Genomic DNA, 16970 nt, shown 5'->3' on the forward strand with positions numbered 1-16970 from the left:
CGGCTTATTCCACCGCCAGATCGTCGACCTTCTGCCAGCCGCGCGGCAGCAGCCCGCCGCGGCTGGCGCGGGCGCCGAGGTAGGCGTCCAGGTCCTTGAACGACAGCGACATGGTGCGCTGGCCGCTCTTCACCAGCAGCGTGTTGCCCGGTGCCACCGCGGCGATCGCCACCACCCGTTCGGTGCTGAGCTTGGCCTTGGGGATGTCGATGATCTTGTTGCCCTTGCCCTTGTCCAGCTCGGGCAGGTCGGCGACCGGGAAGGCCAGCAGATGGCCGGCGCTGGTGACCGCGACGATGCGGTCGGTGCCGGCGCCGCTCACCGGGGCCGGGGGCAGCACCTTGGCGTTCGGGGTCAGGTTGAGCATGGCCTTGCCGGCCTTGTTGCGGCTGGTCAGGTTCTCGAAACGGGTGACGAAGCCGTAGCCGTGCGAGGACGCCAGTACCAGGCGCGCGTCGTTGTCGCCGCTGGCCAGGGCCTGGAAGGCGGCGCCGGCGGCGGGCGAGAAGCGCCCGGTCAGCGGCTCGCCGTTGCCGCGTGCCGAGGGCAGGGTATGCACCAGGGTCGAGTAGGCGCGGCCTTCCGAATCCAGGAACGCCACCTGCTGCGTGCTGCGCGCGCGCACCGCCGCCAGCAGGCTGTCGCCGTCGCGGTAGGAGAGCGCCGCCGGATCCACGTCGTGGCCCTTGGCCGCGCGGATCCAGCCCTTCTCCGACATCACCACGGTCATCGGCTCGCTCGGCACCAGCTCGGTCTCGTCGATCGCCTGGGCCGCGTCGCGCTGCACCAGCGGCGACCGCCGCGCATCGCCGAACTTCTTGGCGTCGGCCATCAGCTCGTCCTTGATCAGCTTCTTCAGCTTGGTCTTGCTGGCCAGCACCGCCTGCAGCTGTTCGCGTTCCTTGGCCAGCGCATCCTGCTCGCCGCGGATCTTCATCTCCTCCAGCCGCGCCAGCTGGCGCAGGCGCGTTTCCAGGATGTAGTCGGCCTGTTCCTCGCTGAGCGCGAAGCGCGCGATCAGCGCCGGCTTCGGCTCGTCTTCGGTGCGGATGATGCGGATCACTTCATCCAGGTTGAGGAACGCGGTCAGCAGGCCTTCCAACAGGTGCAGGCGGCGCTCGACCTTGTCCAGCCGATGGTTGAGGCGGCGCACCACGGTGTCGCTGCGGAAGCGCAGCCATTCCTCCAGCAGGGTCTTGAGGTTCTTGACCTGCGGGCGGCCGTCCAGGCCGATCACGTTGAGGTTGACCCGGTAGCTGCGTTCCAGGTCGGTGGTGGCGAACAGGTGGCCCATCAGCTGTTCGGCGTCGACCCGGTTGGAGCGCGGCACCAGCACCACCCGTACCGGGTTGGCGTGGTCGGATTCGTCGCGGATGTCTTCCAGCCACGGCAGCTTCTTGGCGCGCATCTGCTGCGCAATCTGCTCGATCACCTTCGACGGCGACACCTGGTAGGGCAGCGCCGTGACCACGATGTTGGCGTTTTCCTTCTGGTAGGTGGCGCGGGCGCGCACGCTGCCGTGCCCGGTTTCGTAGAGGGTGCGCAGGTCGGCGGCCGGGGTGATGATCTCGGCGGTGCTCGGGTAGTCCGGGCCGCGCACGTGCTCGCACAGGTCGGCGACGCTGGCATCGGGGTCGTCGAGCAGGCGGATCAGCGCGCTGACGATCTCGTTGAGGTTGTGTGGCGGCACGTCGGTGGCCATGCCCACGGCGATGCCGGTGGTGCCATTGAGCAGCAGGTGCGGCAGCCGCGCCGGCATCCAGGTCGGCTCGTCCAGGGTGCCGTCGAAGTTCGGCGACCAGTCCACCGTGCCCTGGCCCAGTTCGCCCAGCAGCACTTCGGCGATCGGGGTCAGCTTGGACTCGGTGTAGCGCATCGCCGCGAACGACTTCGGGTCGTCGGTGGAGCCGAAGTTGCCCTGGCCCTCGATCAGCGGGTAGCGGTAGGAGAACGGCTGCGCCATCAGCACCAGCGCTTCGTAGCAGGCGCTGTCGCCGTGCGGGTGGTACTTGCCGATCACGTCGCCGACGGTGCGCGCGGACTTCTTCGGCTTGGCCGCCGCGTTCAGGCCCAGCTCGCTCATCGCATAGATGATGCGCCGCTGCACCGGCTTGAGCCCGTCGCCGAGGAACGGCAGGGCGCGGTCCAGCACCACGTACATGGAGTAGTCGAGGTAGGCGCGTTCGGCGTATTCGCGCAGCGGCAGCTGTTCGAAGCCATGGAAGGCGGGGCGGGCGAGATCGGTCATGCGCAGGGAATACCTATAGGGGAACGCGGCGCCAGGCGCCGCAGGTCAGCCGGTCGATTATCCGGATGCGGCCGGCGATGCCAAGCCGCGCGTGCCGCCGGCGCTGGCCAGGTAGCGGGCCGGAGGGTGGCCGAAGCGGCCGCGGAAGGCGGTGACGAAGGCGCTGGGGCTGCTGTAGCCCAGGCGGAAGGCGGTGTCGGCGACGCTGGCGCCGTCGCTGAGCCGGCGCAGCGCCTCGGCCAGCCGCGCCTGCTGGCGCCAGCCGGCGAAGCCGAAGCCGGTTTCGTCGCGGAAGTGCCGGCTCAGGCTGCGCGGCGACAGCCCGGCCCAGTGCGCCCACTGCGCCAGCGAACGGTCGTCGGCGGGGGTTTCCAGCAACTGGGTGGCGATGCGCAGCAGGCGTCGGTCGCGCGGCATCGGCAGGTGCAGGTGCTCGATCGGGGCGTTGCGCACCTCGTCCAGCAGCACCGCGCACAGGCGCTGCTGTTCGGCGTCCAGCGCCGCTGGCACGCCCCATTGGGTCATCCGCCGCAGCACCTCCCGGAACAGGCCGTTCATGCCGATCACGCAGGTCCGCGGCGGCAGGTCGGCGCAGACGTCGGGGCGGAGCAGCGCCAGGTAGCTGCGCACCCGCCCGGACACCTGCACGGTGTGCAGTTCCTGCGGCGGCATCCAGCCGGCGCAGCCCGGCGGCAGCGACCACTGGCCATGCGCGGTGGAGGTGCTCAGCACGCCCTCCTCGACATAGATCAACTGGCCGCGCACGTGGCGGTGCCAGTCCACCTCGTGCCGCAGCGACACCGGCGAGTGCGCCATGAAGGCCAGCGCGGGCGGGCCGTCGGCGCGCTCGAACCAGTCGAGGGCACGCGGGTCCAGGGCGCTGCCGGATGCAACGGCGGGGGAGGCAGGGGCGGACCCGGTTGGCGCGATTTCGATATCCATTGTCTGGATTGTAATACCGGGCCACGCCTCGCCGCCGCTAGAGTGCGCACCGCTGCCAGTGTTCCTTCGCTGCAACGCAGCATCTACTTTCTGCGGGGATATTTTCTTGACATATATTTCTAAATGAAAATAATTGGCGCCCATGAACTGCGCTCCCTCCCTGCCTGGTCCGCCCTCGTTCGGCCTGCTGCTGCGCCAGGTGCGTGACGGCCTGATGCGGCGCCTGGACGAGGCCATGGCCGGGCTGGAACTGGACCTGGGCTTCAGCCACTACCTCGGCATGAAGGCCTTGGCCTACATGTCGCCGTGCACCGCCAACGAACTGGCCCAGGCCCTCGACCAGAACCCCAGCGCGGTGACCCGCCTGCTGGACAAGCTGGAAGACCTGGGCTGGGTACGCCGCGAAGCGCATGCGCAGGACCGCCGCGCGTTGCAGATCGTGCTCACCGACGACGGCCGCGCGCTGTGGCAGCAACTCAAGCAGCGCGGCGAAGACGCCATCGCCGATGCGTTGCGCGATCTGTCCGCCGAGGAGCGCGAGCACCTGTTTTCGCTGTTGGCCCGCGTCCGCGACTCCCTCAATTCGCCCTGAATCCGCTCACATGAACCTGTCTCCTTCGCTTTCCCGCCTGCGTCCATTCGCGGTCGCGGCCCTCACCCTGGCGCTGGCGGCCTGTGCCAGCAGCCGTGGCCTGGAACCGCAGGGGCGCCGGCTCGATGCCGACCGCCAGCTGCATATCGGCAAGACCCTGGCCGCCGACGCGCTGGCGCCGGCGCCCTGGCCGCAGCAGGACTGGTGGAAGGCGTTGGGCGATCCGCAGCTCGACGCGCTGATCGCCGAGGCCCTGCAGGGCACGCCCAGCCTGGAGGCCGCCGATGCGCGGCTGCGCCTGGCGCAGGCGCAGGCCGGCGCCGCCGATGCGGACCGCGACCCCAAGCTGTCGCTGTCGGCCGGCTACACCGGCCTGCAACTGCCCAAGGGCCTGGCCGGCGACGAGATCGGCGGCAAGTACATCCACAACGAACAGGCGCTGCTGGATTTCAGCTACGGCTTCGACCTGTGGGGCGGCAAGCGCGCGTCCTGGGAAGCGGCGGTGGACCAGGCGCATGCGGCCGAGGTCGACGCGCAGGCCGCGCGCCTGGACCTGTCGGCCGGCGTCGCCCGCGCCTACGCGCAACTGGGCTATGCCTGGCATCTGTACGACCTGGCCGGTGCCGAACTGGCGCGCTCGGAGAACAGCCTGAAGCTGGTGCGGCAGCGCCGCGACGCCGGCATCGACAGCAACCTGCAACTGCGCCAGGCCGAGGCGCGGGTGCCGGCGGCACGCCAGCAGCAAGCCGCTGCGCAGCAACAGATCGACGAAGCGCGCACCGCGCTGGCGGCGCTGCTGGGCCGCGGCCCGGACCGCGGGCTGCAGATCGCGCGGCCGCGCCTGCTCGATCCGCAGGCTGCGCGGGTGCCGTCGGTGCTGCCCAGCGACCTGCTCGGCCGCCGGCCCGACGTGGTCGCCGCGCGCTGGCGGGTGGAAGCCGCCTCGCAGGGCATCCATGCGGCCAAGGCCCAGTTCTACCCCAGCGTCAATCTGAGTCTGCTGGGCGGCGTCGCCGCCACCAATCCGGGCGACCTGTTCAAGAGTTCGTCGGTGCTGGGCCTGCTCAGCCCGGGCGTGAGCCTGCCGCTGTTCGACAGCGGGCGGCTGCGCAGCCAGCTCGCCGAGCGCGATGCGCAGTACGACCTGGCGGTGGCCAACTACAACCAGACCCTGGTGGCGGCGTTGCGCGAGGTGGCCGACCAGGTCAACGCGGCGCGTTCGCTGGCCGAGCAGGCGCAACAGCAGGCGCAGGCGCTGGAGACCGCGCAGGCCGCCTTCGACCTGTCGCAGCAGCGCTACCGCGCCGGCATCGGCAACTACCTGGACGTGCTCAGCGCGCAGCAGCAGTTGCTCGACGCGCAGCAGCGCCTGGCTGCCCTGCAATCCAATCAGATCCTAGTCTCGGTGCGCCTGAATCAGGCGCTGGGCGGCGGCTACGACGCCACCTCCGCCGCCGACGCGCCGAGCTCTTCTTCCGCACCTTCGCATTCCTGAGATCGCTGCAATGAATCAGACAACGACCCCCGCTTCCCCCGCTCCCGCCGCCAGCCGGCGCGGCAAGCTGCTGCGCGGCCTGGCCGTGGTAGTGGTGCTGGTGCTGATCGCGCTGGCGATCTGGTACTTCCTGGTCGGCCGCTGGCACGAGGACACCGACGATGCCTACGTGCAGGGCAACCTGGTGCAGATCACCCCGATGGTGGCCGGCACCGTGGTGCGCATCGACGCCGACGACGGCATGCGCGTGGAGCGCGGCCAGCCGCTGGTCAAGCTCGACCCGGCCGACACCGAGGTCGCGCTGCAGCAGGCCGAGGCCAATCTGGCGCGCACCGTGCGCCAGGTGCGCGGTCTGTACCGCTCGGTCGAGGGGGCCCAGGCCGAACTGTCCGCGCAGCAGGTGACCCTGCAGCGCGCCCGCGCCGACGTCGCCCGCCGCGCCAGCCTGGTCGCCACCGGTGCGATCTCCGCGGAAGAACTGGCGCATGCCCGCGACCAGCTGGCCGCCGCCGAGGCCGCGGTCAGCGGCTCGCGCGAGACCCTGGCGCGCAACCGCGCACTGATCGACGAGAACGGCGTGGCCGACCAGCCCGACGTGCAGGCGGCCGCCGCGCAGGTGCGCCAGGCCTTCCTCAACAACGCCCGCAGCGCCATCGTCGCGCCGGTGGCCGGCTACGTGGCGCGGCGCTCGGTGCAGGTCGGCCAGCGTGTGCAGCCCGGCACCGCGCTGATGGCGGTGGTGCCGCTGAACCAGGTGTGGGTGGACGCCAACTTCAAGGAAACCCAGCTCAAGCACATGCGCCTGGGCCAGCCGGTGGAACTGGAGTCGGATCTGTACGGCGGCGCGGTGAGCTACCGCGGCACCGTGGAGAGCCTGGGCATCGGCACCGGCAGCGCGTTCTCGCTGCTGCCGGCGCAGAACGCCAGCGGCAACTGGATCAAGATCGTGCAGCGCGTGCCGGTGCGCATCGCCATCGACGCTAAGCAGTTGCAGCAGCACCCGCTGCGCATCGGCCTGTCGATGAAGGTCAACGTCAACCTGCATGACCAGAATGGGGCGGTGCTGCCGAGCAAGCCGGCCAGCGGCACGCTGCTGGATACCGATGTCTACGCGCAGCAGCTGCAGCAGGCCGATGCGGCCGTGAAGCAGATCATCCACGCCAACCTGCCCGACGCCGCCAAGGCGAACTGAGCCCGGTCATGTCCAACCAAGCTGCCGCTCCCGCCGCGCCCGGCGTTCCGGGCGCACCGGCCGCCGCGTTTCGTCCGCCCAGCGTGGCGTTGTGCACGGTGGGCCTGGCGCTGGCCTCGTTCATGCAGGTGCTCGACACCACCATCGCCAACGTCTCGCTGCCCACCATCGCCGGCAACCTCGGCGCCAGTTCGCAGCAGGCCACCTGGGTCATCACCTCGTTCGCGGTCAGCAACGCCATCGCGCTGCCGCTGACCGGCTTTCTCAGCCGCCGCTTCGGCGAGACCAAGTTGTTCGTGTGGGCCACGCTGGCCTTCACCGCCGCCTCGCTGCTGTGCGGCCTGGCCCAGAGCATGGGCATGCTGGTGGTGTCGCGCGCGCTGCAGGGCTTCGTCTGCGGCCCGATGTATCCGATCACCCAGAGCCTGCTGGTGTCGATCTATCCGCGCGAGAAACGCGGCCAGGCGCTGGCGCTGCTGGCGATGATCACCGTGGTCGCGCCCATCGCCGGGCCGATCCTCGGCGGCTGGATCACCGACAACTACAGCTGGGAATGGATCTTCCTGATCAACGTGCCGCTGGGCATCATCGCCGCGACCGTGGTCGGCTCGCAGCTGCGCGACCGTCCCGAACCGACCGAGCGCCCGCGCATGGACTACGTCGGCCTGATCACCCTGATCATCGGCGTGGGTTGCCTGCAGGTGGTGCTGGACCTGGGCAACGACGAGGATTGGTTCAATTCGACCAAGATCATCGTGCTGGCCGCGATCTCGGCGGTGGCGCTGGCGGTGTTCCTGATCTGGGAACTGACCGACAAGGATCCGATCGTCGACCTGCGCCTGTTCCGCCACCGCAACTTCCGCGCCGGCACCATGGCGCTGATCGTCGCGTATGCCGCGTTCTTCAGCGTGTCGCTGCTGATCCCGCAGTGGCTGCAGCGCGACATGGGCTATACCGCGATCTGGGCCGGTCTGGCCACCGCGCCGATCGGCATCCTGCCGGTGATCATGACCCCGTTCGTCGGCAAGTACGCCTCGCGCTTCGACCTGCGGATGCTGGCCAGCATCGCCTTCATCTTCATGGCCACCACCAGCTTCATGCGCTCGGACTTCAACCTGCAGGTGGATTTCCCGCACGTGGCCGGAGTGCAGTTGCTGATGGGCGTGGGCGTGGCGCTGTTCTTCATGCCGGTGCTGCAGATCCTGCTCTCGGACCTGGACGGGCGCGAGATCGCCGCCGGCTCCGGCCTGGCCACGTTCCTGCGCACGCTGGGCGGCAGCTTCGCCGCGTCGCTGACCACCTACCTGTGGTCCAAGCGCACGCAGCTGCACCACGCGCACCTGACCGAGCACATCTCCAGCTACACGCCGGGCATGCAGGAACAGGTGCAGATGATGGGCAACGGCAGCCTGCAGAACGGCGCGGCGCTGCTCAACAACACCATCAACCACCAGGCCTCGCAGATGGGCTTCAACGACATCTTCTACCTGCTGGGCTGGACCTTCCTCGGGATCATCTTCTTCCTGTGGCTGGCCAAGCCGCCGTTCGGCGGCGGTGGTGGCGCGGCGGCGGCTGGCGGTCACTGAGACCTCGAAAGCGGCGCGGACGGCACCACCGGCTGGTGCAGTTCCGCGCCGTCCGGTGCTGCCGCTACGTCAGTGGTGCATAGGTGCCTGCCCCCGATTGCGTGGCATGCCGGCCGGCACGGCGCGCCAACGCTGGCAACGCGGCATGCGTACCCGGCGTCGCGCGCCGGCGCCGGGCCACTTGCCGCTGCCGCGGCCCGCACACCAGAATGCGGCTCTCGCAGGCTTCGGCAGCCCCGCACATGCAGCGCTCTCTCCGCGCCCTCGGCGCCCGCTTTGCCGCATCGCTTCCGCGCGCGGCCGTCCTCGCACTGCTGTGCCTCGGCGCGCATCCAGGCAACGTCCAGGCCGCGCCGCCGCCCGCGGCCTCGTCGGTTCCGGTGACCCCGGCCGATCGCCTGCAGGAAGCCTGGTGGGCCGAGCGCCACCAGCAGGTGCTGGCGCAGGGACGCGCGCACCCGGACGCACCGCTGCTGCTGATTGGCGATTCGATCACCCAGAACTACGAAAAGGCACAGGCGCCAGACCAGGACTTCCAGTCGACCTGGCAGACCTTCTACGGCAGCCGTGGCGCGCTCAACCTGGGCTTCAGCGGCGACGCCACCGAACACGTGCTGTGGCGGCTGCAGCATGGCGAAGTCGACGGTCTGCAGCCCAAGGTCGCGATCCTGCTGATCGGCACCAACAACACTGGCCACGAAGGGCAGAGCGCGGCGGACACGGTGCGCGGCATCGATGCGGTGGTGGCCACGCTGGAACAGCGCCTGCCGCGCACGCGCATCCTGTTGCTGGGCCTGCTGCCTAGCGCGCTGTCAACGCAGAAGAGCGCGCGCGATGCCGAGGTCAACCGCGCGCTGGCGGTGCGCTACGGCGACAACCCGCGCGTGGCGTATCTGGACATCGGCACCGTGTTCCAGCGCGCGGACGGCACGCTGGAGCAGGGCCTGTTCTACGATCCGCGGGACAAACCCGGCAGCGGCGCGCTGCACCCGGACACGCGTGGGCAACGGCGCATGGCCGAGGCGATCGAGCCGACCCTGGCGCGCCTGCTCGAGGAAGCGCCGCGGGTGCCGCTGGACGCGATGACCGAGGTCGATACCGCGCGCATCGCGGTGCCCTGGCTGGAGCAGGATTCCTACGATTGGTACGGCCGCCACCATGCCGCGCTGGACGCCGCGCGGCAGTTGCAGCCGCAGGTGGTGCTGCTCGGCGATTCGATCACCCACTTCTGGGCGGGGGCGCCGCAGGCGATCCGGGTGAACGGCGCGCAGGCCTGGCAGCGCACCTTCGGCGCCACGCGCGTGCTGAACCTGGGCTTCGGCTGGGACCGCACCCAGAACGTGCTGTGGCGGCTGCGCCAGGGCGAGGTCGATGGCCTGGCGCCACGCTGGGTGGTGGTCAACCTCGGCACCAACAATCTTGCCGGCACCGAGCATGCGCGCACCAACACCCCGCAGGAGACCGCCGATGGCGTGGCGGCGGTGGTCGCCGAGATCCGGCGGCGCCTGCCGCGCAGCCGGATCGTGCTGATGGGCATCTTCCCGCGCGGCTTCGCCGCCGATGCGCCGCAGCGCGCGCCGATCCTGGAAACCAACCGCCTGCTGGCCGCGCGCTTCGGCCACGACCCGCAGGTCCGCTGGCTCGACATCGGCGCGCGCTTCCTGCAGCCGGACGGCACACTGCCGGCGGCGCTGATGCCCGACGGCACCCATCCCAGCGAAGCCGGCTACGCGATCTGGGGCGAGGCCTTGCGCGAGATCGGCGTCGGCGGCTAAAAGGAAGCCTCCAACAATGCGCTGTGCCGCGGGTCCGCGGCATATGCCATGGTCCTCTCGCGGCCCTCGTAGGAGCGGCTTCAGCCGCGACCGAGCGCTACCGACAATCCCTCGTCGCGGCTGACGCCGCTCCTACGATGGACGTTCGTCGTTCGCTACCGGCGCGGCCTCAGCCGTTGCTGGGCTTGAGCAATTCCAGCACGGCGTCGCGGTGGCCCGGCGGCGCGTTGCGATAGCGCGCCAACAGCGCGCGCTCCTGGGCGTCCTGCGCCAGCAACGGATAGTCCGAAGGCAGGTCCTGCACGCGCTTGCCCGGACCCACGCCGCACACCAGCTCGTCGAGCGAGCGGTTCAGCACGTTGCGCAGCGTCGGCAGCAGGCGGAAGCTCGGCGTCTCGCGGTCGTTCTCCCAGGCCGACACCGACGACTTGGTCACGTCCAGCGCGAAGCCCAGCTGTTCCTGGGTCAGCCCGGCGGCTTTTCTGGCTTCGCGCAACCGGTCGCCGAAGCTATTCATCGCGGTGGGCCTTGGGGGACGGCGGGCCTACCAAGATATGGAGCATCCGCCGGCTTGTCGTACAGCCACGCTTGACTCCAATTGTTCGGAAATTCAATACTCACGCGGTGCGGAATGCACGGACGCGCGAGGATGCGCATGCAGGACATGGAGGTTATGGACACAAGGGTGTCGGCGCCGCGTTGCGCGGCCGCTCTGCGCTGGCCGACAGCGGCACGACGCGGCGCCTGCCGGCGCGTGGGGGAGGGCGCATGGCCACCTACGAAGTGAGACTCCGGCGCGTCGCGCAACTGGAGCCGTCCTTGCAGGTGCTGGTGCATGCCGCCAATGCCTACCTGGCCGCACGTGCGGCCGAACGCCACAACCCGGGCTACCGTGCCTACAAGGTGGCGGTGTGGGTGAAGGGCGTGCGCGTGGACATCGGTCCGTTGCGTCCGCCGCAGCGCTGAGCGCCGCGGCCTGCACGCAGCCAACAAAAAACCCGCCGAAGCGGGTTTTGAGATCTTTCTCGACCTGTCGGTCGTGGTGCCCAGGAGAGGACTCGAACCTCCACGGTTTTACCCGCTAGTACCTGAAACTAGTGCGTCTACCAATTCCGCCACCTGGGCAACTCAGAACGAGAATTCTGCGCGCCGCGGTGGGTGCTGTCAAGCGTTTTGCGACAGCGGCGTAACACCGCTGTCGCGTGCGCATCGCTCGCGCCTTCAGTAGCCGACGTTGAAGCGCAGGCCCTGGTTGATCGCGCAGCGATAACCGAGGGTATTGCCGGTCTGCTGGTAGCTGGGCAGGGCGAACACGAACATGGTGAAGTCCACCGTGTTGTCCGGGTGCACCTGGTAGCGCAGGAACTGCTGGATCGGCTTGCCGTCGCGGCCGACGGTCACGTGTTCGTCGGCGAAGGACAGGGTGCCGTCGGCGGTGACGCGGTAGGCGCCGATGCGCAGGCCGCCGCGGGTCTGGCTGGGCGTGGCGCCGCCAGAGGTCGGCGTGCACTGGCTCAGGTCGATCGCCACGGCGACCGAGGCGCCGCTGTCCAGGGCGCGCTGGATCTCGGTGAGCGAGCCGAGGGTGGCGTCGTCGGTGCCGGCCGGGGCGGCGGAGGCGCTGGTGGCAGTGGCGAACAGGGCGGCGGCGAGCAGGGAGGCGGACAGGCTATGCATGGGGATGCTCCGGAGCGTGGGGGAGGGCGACGGATTGCCGGATGCAAACTAACCAGGCACCGATCCGGGTCAACCGACAAATTCGCGAACTTCCGCGGCCGTCACGGCGCATCTTCGAAGCAGGTCCGCTTGTGACAGCGCTGTGTCGGAATCGGCATTGCGCCTGCGGTTTTCCGCCGACTCCGCGCGCCGTCGAAGCGTGCGCGCGTGCGCAGCCGCGCGGCGTCTGGCACATGCGCGCCGACGCCGCGTGCCGCGCTCGGATCGCGTCATCGACGCCGTCGATCGCGACCGGCGCAAAAATAGACGTTGACAAGGTCGCGCGGGCACCGCAGAATTCGCGGCCTTCAGCGCCCAGGTGGCGGAATTGGTAGACGCACTAGTTTCAGGTACTAGCGGGTAAAACCGTGGAGGTTCGAGTCCTCTCCTGGGCACCACAGGCAACATCGCGAGAGCGCTGAACTCTCGCACCGACCGGCCCGCTGACGCGGGCTTCGTCGTTTCTGGGGCTTGCCATCGGGGCGTCGCCCGGCGCGGTTCGCGTGGCGGCCAGCCCCATGCGAGTACCATGGGCGCATGACCACTCGTAAAAGCAAGCCCGGCAAGCCCGGCAAGTCCGCGTCCAGCGACGCGCCCACCAGCAAGCGCCCCCCCGCCGCCGAGACGCCGAAGAAATCGCGTCTGCCCGCCTGGATGCCCAGTTTCCTGCGCCGCGGCCCCAAGCCGCCGCTGCAGCCCCTGCACCCGCCGTCGCCGCCTCCTTCCCCGGTGCCCGCCGACGCGCCGGCGCCGATCCAAGACCCGTATGCCGCGCGCGAGGCCGAGCGCTATGCGCAGCCGATCGCCAGCCGTGAGGCAATCCTGCAGTTGCTCGAACGCTGCGATGGCCCGCAGACCCTGGACGAACTGGCCGAACAACTCGGCCTGACCGAGCCGACCCGCAAGGAAGCGCTGAGCAAGCGCCTGGGCGCGATGCTGCGCGAGGCGCAACTGGTGCAGAACCGCCGCGGCGGCTACGCGCCGCTGCAGCAGACCAACCTGATCCCCGGCGTGGTGATCGCCAATCCGGACGGCTTCGGCTTCCTGCGCCCGGACGAGGGCGGCGACGATCTGTTCCTGCCACCGTACGAGATGCGCAAGGTGCTGCACGGCGACCGCGCGCTGGCCAACGTCACCGGCATCGACCGCCGCGGCCGCCGCGAAGGCAGCATCGCGCGCGTGCTCGAGCGCGGCCTGACCCGCCTGATCGGCCGCTTCAGCCTGGAAGCCGGCATCGCCTTCGTGGTGCCGGACGACAAGCGCATCCAGCGCAACGTGCAGATCCCCGCCGACGCCGTCGGCGAGGCCCGCGACGGACAACTGGTGGTGTGCGAACTCACTTCCGCGCCGGACGCGCGGCGCCCGCCGATCGGCAAGATCATCGCCGTGCTCGGCGACAAGCTGACTCCGTCGCTGCTGGTGGAAGCGGCGATCCATGGCCACGAGCTGCCCTACGAATTCCCGCAGGCCGTGCTGGACGAAGCCGCGGCGGTGCCGCTGACGGTGGAGCCGGCGGCGATCAAGGGCCGCGTGGACCTGCGGCAGACGCCGCTGGTGACCATCGACGGCGCCGACGCCAAGGACTTCGACGACGCGGTGTTCTGCGAGTCCAACGCCGATGGCTTCCGCCTGGTGGTGGCGATCGCCGACGTGTCGCACTACGTGCGGCCGGGCACGCCGCTGGATACCGAAGCGGTCAAGCGCGCGACCTCGGTGTACTTCCCCGGTTTCGTGGTGCCGATGCTGCCGGAGACGCTGTCCAACGGCATCTGCTCGCTCAATCCCAAGGTCGACCGCATGTGCTTCGTCTGCGATATGCAGATCGACCGCCAGGGCGAGGTGACCGGCGCGCGCTTCTACGAGGCGGTGATGAACTCGCACGCGCGGCTCACCTACGAGCAGGTGTGGCGGGCGGTGGGCGAGAAGGACGAACAGGTGCGCAAGGAGGTGGCGGCGGTGCTGCCGCAGTTGGAGCGCCTGCACCAGCTCTACCACGTGCTGGCCAAGGCGCGCGCGCGCCGCGGCGCGATCGAGTTCGAGTCCTCTGAAGTGCGCTTCGTACTGGACAACACCGGCGAGGTGACCCAGGCCGGCATGCTGGTGCGCAACGACGCGCACAAGCTGATCGAGGAGTGCATGATCGCCGCCAACGTGGCCGCGGCGCGCTACCTGCTGGAGACGCACATTCCGGCGCCGTTCCGCGTGCACGAGCGGCCGCCGGAATCCAAGTACGCCGACCTGCTGGAGTTCCTCAAGGAGTTCAAGCTGAGCCTGCCGGCGTGGAGCAAGGTGGTGCCGGGCGACTTCACCAAGCTGCTGAAGAAGGTGCGCGAGCGCCCGGACGCGGCGCTGCTGGAATCGGTGCTGCTGCGCAGCCAGAGCATGGCGGTGTATTCGCCCGACAACGCCGGCCACTTCGGCCTGGCGCTGGAGGCCTACGCGCACTTCACCTCGCCGATCCGCCGCTACCCGGATCTGCTGGTGCACCGCGCGATCAAGTACGCCCTGACCCGCGGCGCGCCCGACAAGTACCTGTATGCGCCGCGCGAGATGGCGGCGCTGGCGCTGCAGTGCTCCGAGCGCGAGCGCCGCGCCGACGAGGCTGAGCGTGAGGTCGACGAGCGTTACCGCGCTGCGTGGATGGAGAAGCACGTCGGCGGGCAGTTCGACGGCGTGGTCAGCGGCGTGACCAGCTTCGGCCTGTTCGTCGAGCTGGACCAGTCCAAGGTCAACGGCCTGATCCACGTGACCCAGTTGCCGCAGGACTATTACCAGTTCGACGCCACCCGCAAGACCCTGACCGGCGAGCGCCGCGGGCGCGAGTTCCGCCTGGGCGACCGCGTGCGCATCCTGGTGCTGAAGGCGAGCATGGAGGAGCGCAAGATCGACTTCCGGCTGGTCGAGGAAGGCGCACCGGCGCACGACGAGTTGCCGCCGCCGCCACCGCGCGGGCAGCCGGCCAAGCGCAAGAAAAAGAAGTACTGACGGCGCAGCGTCGCGGTGGACCGACTGGCCGCCGCGATCGCGTTTCCCTTGCATCGTGCGGGAGGCGTCACCTGCGCGATGCGGTTCGCAGCGGAGAGCAGACATGGAGCAGGAACAGGAGTACAGCGGCGGTTGCCAGTGCGGCGCGGTGCGCTTCCGGGTGCGCGGGCGGCTGCACGATGCCTCGATCTGCCATTGCCGGATGTGCCAGAAGGCGTTCGGCGCCTACTACGCCCCACTGGTCTCCACCCGCGGCGCGGAGCTGACCTGGACCCGCGGCGCGCCCAGGCGCTTCGCCTCGTCCAACATGGTGCAGCGCGGTTTCTGCGCCGATTGCGGCACGCCGCTGACCTACGAAGCGCCGGACGGCATCGCCATCGCGGCCGGCGCCTTCGACCATCCCGAGGCCTTGCCGCCGACCATCCAGTACGGCATCGAAGCGAAGCTGCCGTTCGTGGACGCGCTGCATCGCCTGCCGGCGACCCGCACCGAGGGCGATCTTGCCGCCGCGTCGTTCCTGGCCGATGTGGTCTCGCGCCAGCATCCGGACCACGACACCGCGCGCTGGCCGGCCTGAGCCGCTACGGAAGTGCCGACCTCGCGCGGCGCCTTGTTGGGACCAGTGACAACCTGGGGCAATCGGTCGCGCCAGGCAGGAGGCAGGGGTTCTCCAGGTCACTGCAGTCGGGACTGAAGTCCCTCCCACAAGGCCGCGCCGCGATCTGGCCGGACGGCGCGGTGTCGGTAATCTTGCCGCCGCCACACGCATGCCTCCGACATCGCGGGAAGCAGGACACTGCGGGCGACCCGCTTTTGCCAATCCCGAATCCCCAATCCCCAATCCCGGCCCCCAGGCATGACGCCAGCGGCCACAACCCCTACCATGCCCGCTTTCCTTTCGCGTAGTCCCGCCTCATGAGCAAGCAGAACCAGTGGATCGTCGGCGTCAACGCCGTGGCCTCGTCGATCGAGAACGACGCGGACAACGTGCGCGAGGTGCTGGTGGAGGCGGGCAGCAAGAATCCGCGCCTGCAGGAGATCGAGGAGAACGCGCGGCGCAAGGGCATCGAGGTGCGGCGGGTGAACACCCAGGCGCTGGATGGCGTCGGTGGCTCGGTCCGGCACCAGGGCGTGGCCGCGCGCTACGCCGCGGCGCGGACCTGGGCCGAGAGCGAACTGGAAGGCCTGGTCAGCGCCGCCGAGGGCCGCGCCCTGCTGCTGGTGCTCGATGGCGTGCAGGATCCGCACAACCTCGGCGCCTGCCTGCGCAGCGCCGCCGCGGCCGGGGTGACCGCGGTGGTGATTCCCAAGGACAAGTCGGCGCCGGTCAACGCCACCGTGCGCAAGACCTCGGCCGGCGCCGCCGACCGCCTGCCGATCGTGGCGGTGACCAACCTGGCGCGCTGCCTGCGCGACCTGCAGAAGCAGGGCGTGTGGATCTACGGCCTGGCCGGCGAGGCCGAGACCTCGCTGTACGCGCAGGACCTGCGCGGCAACGTGGCGCTGGTGCTGGGCGGTGAGTCCGACGGCCTGCGCCGGCTGACCCGCGAACACTGCGACGGCCTGGTCCGCATCCCGATGCCGGGCGAGATCGAGAGCCTCAACGTCTCGGTCGCCGCCGGCGTGACCCTGTTCGAGGCGGTGCGGCAGCGCATGGGCTGAGCACGGCCGCGCATTGCCGCCGGCCTGTGAAGCCTGCAGCGCCTCCTCATGCCCGCAGCAAGCAAAGCCCCTCTCCCCCCGGGAGAGGGGGTGGGGTGAGGGTACGGGGGGCGAAGCCCCTCGCAGATCGAAGGCCAACACCAAGCCTGGCCGGTACCTTCTCAGCTCCTGCAATCGACTTCTCCCCAGGCTTCGCCCGTACCCTCATCCGCCCCTTCGGGGCACCTTCTCCCGGTGGGAGAAGGGGAGCGAGTGGTGCCTGGAAAGCCCCTCTCCCCGCGGGAGGGGGTTGGGGTGAGGGTCCGGGGGCGAAGCCCCTCGCAGCAGCGAAGGCCAACACCAAGCCTAGCCGGTACCTTCCCAGCCCCTGCAATCGACTGCTCCCGAGCTTCGCCCGGATCTCATCCAGCTCTTCGGGGCGCCTTCCACCAAAGGGGAGGTCCGTGGTCCCGGCAGGAGCAGGGAGTCATCGCGCGACGGGCACCTAGCGCTGCGCTTGCGCAGGCTGCTCCGGCTTAACGGCCGCGCAATCTTCACGCATCCTTTGCCCGGCACCTGCTACCGCCTGCGCCCGCTGCGGTGCTTTTTTGCCCTACCATGGGCGTTCGTCCCGTGTTCCGCTCCGGTAATGAGTCTGCGTCGCCCCCGTCCCTTCGACTCTGGCCCCCCACGCCAGGGTCCTGTCGCGCCCCGCCTGCGTCGGATCGGGTCGGGACAGTGAACGTCGCCAGGGGGAGGGGGGAAGCGGTGCTCGCATGCGGCCGCGGGCGCGCGTGT

The 16970-nt window shown here is 69.8% G+C and carries 13 protein-coding genes and 2 tRNA genes; 10 read left to right on the forward strand and 5 right to left on the reverse strand.

Features of this window, described 5'->3' with window-relative positions; all coding sequences use genetic code 11:
• Window positions 1-4: 4 nt before the first annotated feature.
• Together parC and FHR56_RS16555 are read right to left on the reverse strand one after the other, a co-directional pair.
• On the reverse strand, window positions 5-2248 hold the full coding sequence (gene parC, locus FHR56_RS16550) for a DNA topoisomerase IV subunit A (RefSeq protein ID WP_160945825.1): 2244 nt from the start codon (window positions 2246-2248) through the stop codon (window positions 5-7).
• A gap of 57 nt (window positions 2249-2305) precedes the next feature.
• Window positions 2306-3190, reverse strand: coding sequence for a helix-turn-helix transcriptional regulator (locus tag FHR56_RS16555; RefSeq protein WP_242080868.1), 885 nt, complete (start codon window positions 3188-3190; stop codon window positions 2306-2308).
• 142 nt (window positions 3191-3332) lie between these two features.
• Here FHR56_RS16555 and FHR56_RS16560 point away from each other — a divergent pair, with 142 nt between their 5' ends.
• The 5 genes from FHR56_RS16560 (at window position 3333) to FHR56_RS16580 (ending at window position 9830) form a co-directional block, all read left to right on the forward strand.
• Entirely contained in the window at window positions 3333-3782 is a 450-nt protein-coding gene (locus FHR56_RS16560) for a MarR family transcriptional regulator (protein ID WP_160945827.1), read from the forward strand.
• Window positions 3783-3792: 10 nt separating this feature from the next.
• A complete protein-coding gene (locus FHR56_RS16565) occupies window positions 3793-5277 on the forward strand; it encodes an efflux transporter outer membrane subunit (RefSeq protein WP_160945828.1) in 1485 nt (494 codons plus the stop codon).
• A 10-nt stretch (window positions 5278-5287) separates the two neighbouring features.
• Window positions 5288-6469, forward strand: coding sequence for an efflux RND transporter periplasmic adaptor subunit (locus FHR56_RS16570; protein WP_160945829.1), 1182 nt, complete (start codon window positions 5288-5290; stop codon window positions 6467-6469).
• An 8-nt stretch (window positions 6470-6477) separates the two neighbouring features.
• Window positions 6478-8055: a DHA2 family efflux MFS transporter permease subunit gene (locus tag FHR56_RS16575; protein WP_160945830.1), complete on the forward strand. Its 1578-nt coding sequence runs from the start codon at window positions 6478-6480 to the stop codon at window positions 8053-8055.
• 242 nt (window positions 8056-8297) lie between these two features.
• On the forward strand, window positions 8298-9830 hold the full coding sequence (locus FHR56_RS16580) for a GDSL-type esterase/lipase family protein (protein WP_160945831.1): 1533 nt from the start codon (window positions 8298-8300) through the stop codon (window positions 9828-9830).
• Window positions 9831-9999: 169 nt separating this feature from the next.
• Here FHR56_RS16580 and FHR56_RS16585 read toward each other — a convergent pair whose 3' ends face one another.
• Window positions 10000-10347, reverse strand: coding sequence for a helix-turn-helix transcriptional regulator (locus tag FHR56_RS16585; RefSeq protein WP_019798064.1), 348 nt, complete (start codon window positions 10345-10347; stop codon window positions 10000-10002).
• Window positions 10348-10598: 251 nt separating this feature from the next.
• Here FHR56_RS16585 and FHR56_RS16590 point away from each other — a divergent pair, with 251 nt between their 5' ends.
• Window positions 10599-10796 carry a hypothetical protein gene (locus tag FHR56_RS16590; protein WP_010343993.1) on the forward strand — a complete coding sequence of 66 codons (198 nt, stop codon included), beginning with the start codon at window positions 10599-10601 and terminating at the stop codon, window positions 10794-10796.
• Between the two features lie 74 nt (window positions 10797-10870).
• On the opposite strand, the gene FHR56_RS16595 is transcribed toward FHR56_RS16590, so the two are convergent.
• Both FHR56_RS16595 and FHR56_RS16600 read right to left on the reverse strand, forming a co-directional pair.
• Window positions 10871-10955, reverse strand: a tRNA-Leu gene (locus tag FHR56_RS16595).
• 96 nt (window positions 10956-11051) lie between these two features.
• Window positions 11052-11507, reverse strand: coding sequence for a VirK family protein (locus FHR56_RS16600; RefSeq protein ID WP_160945832.1), 456 nt, complete (start codon window positions 11505-11507; stop codon window positions 11052-11054).
• A 352-nt stretch (window positions 11508-11859) separates the two neighbouring features.
• Between FHR56_RS16600 and FHR56_RS16605 the strand changes: the two genes are divergently transcribed.
• From FHR56_RS16605 to rlmB, 4 genes are all read left to right on the forward strand, one after another.
• Window positions 11860-11944: transfer RNA gene (locus tag FHR56_RS16605), tRNA-Leu, on the forward strand.
• Window positions 11945-12083: 139 nt separating this feature from the next.
• Window positions 12084-14531 carry a ribonuclease R gene (gene rnr, locus FHR56_RS16610; protein WP_160945833.1) on the forward strand — a complete coding sequence of 816 codons (2448 nt, stop codon included), beginning with the start codon at window positions 12084-12086 and terminating at the stop codon, window positions 14529-14531.
• A gap of 103 nt (window positions 14532-14634) precedes the next feature.
• A complete protein-coding gene (locus tag FHR56_RS16615; RefSeq protein ID WP_160945834.1) occupies window positions 14635-15108 on the forward strand; it encodes a GFA family protein in 474 nt (157 codons plus the stop codon).
• Window positions 15109-15446: 338 nt separating this feature from the next.
• The gene (gene rlmB, locus FHR56_RS16620; RefSeq protein ID WP_160945835.1) at window positions 15447-16193 is read left to right on the forward strand and encodes a 23S rRNA (guanosine(2251)-2'-O)-methyltransferase RlmB; all 747 of its coding nucleotides are present in this window, start codon (window positions 15447-15449) and stop codon (window positions 16191-16193) included.
• Window positions 16194-16970: the final 777 nt, after the last annotated feature.

Source organism: Xanthomonas sp. F10 (assembly GCF_014206815.1).
Lineage (GTDB): Bacteria > Pseudomonadota > Gammaproteobacteria > Xanthomonadales > Xanthomonadaceae > Xanthomonas_A > Xanthomonas_A indica.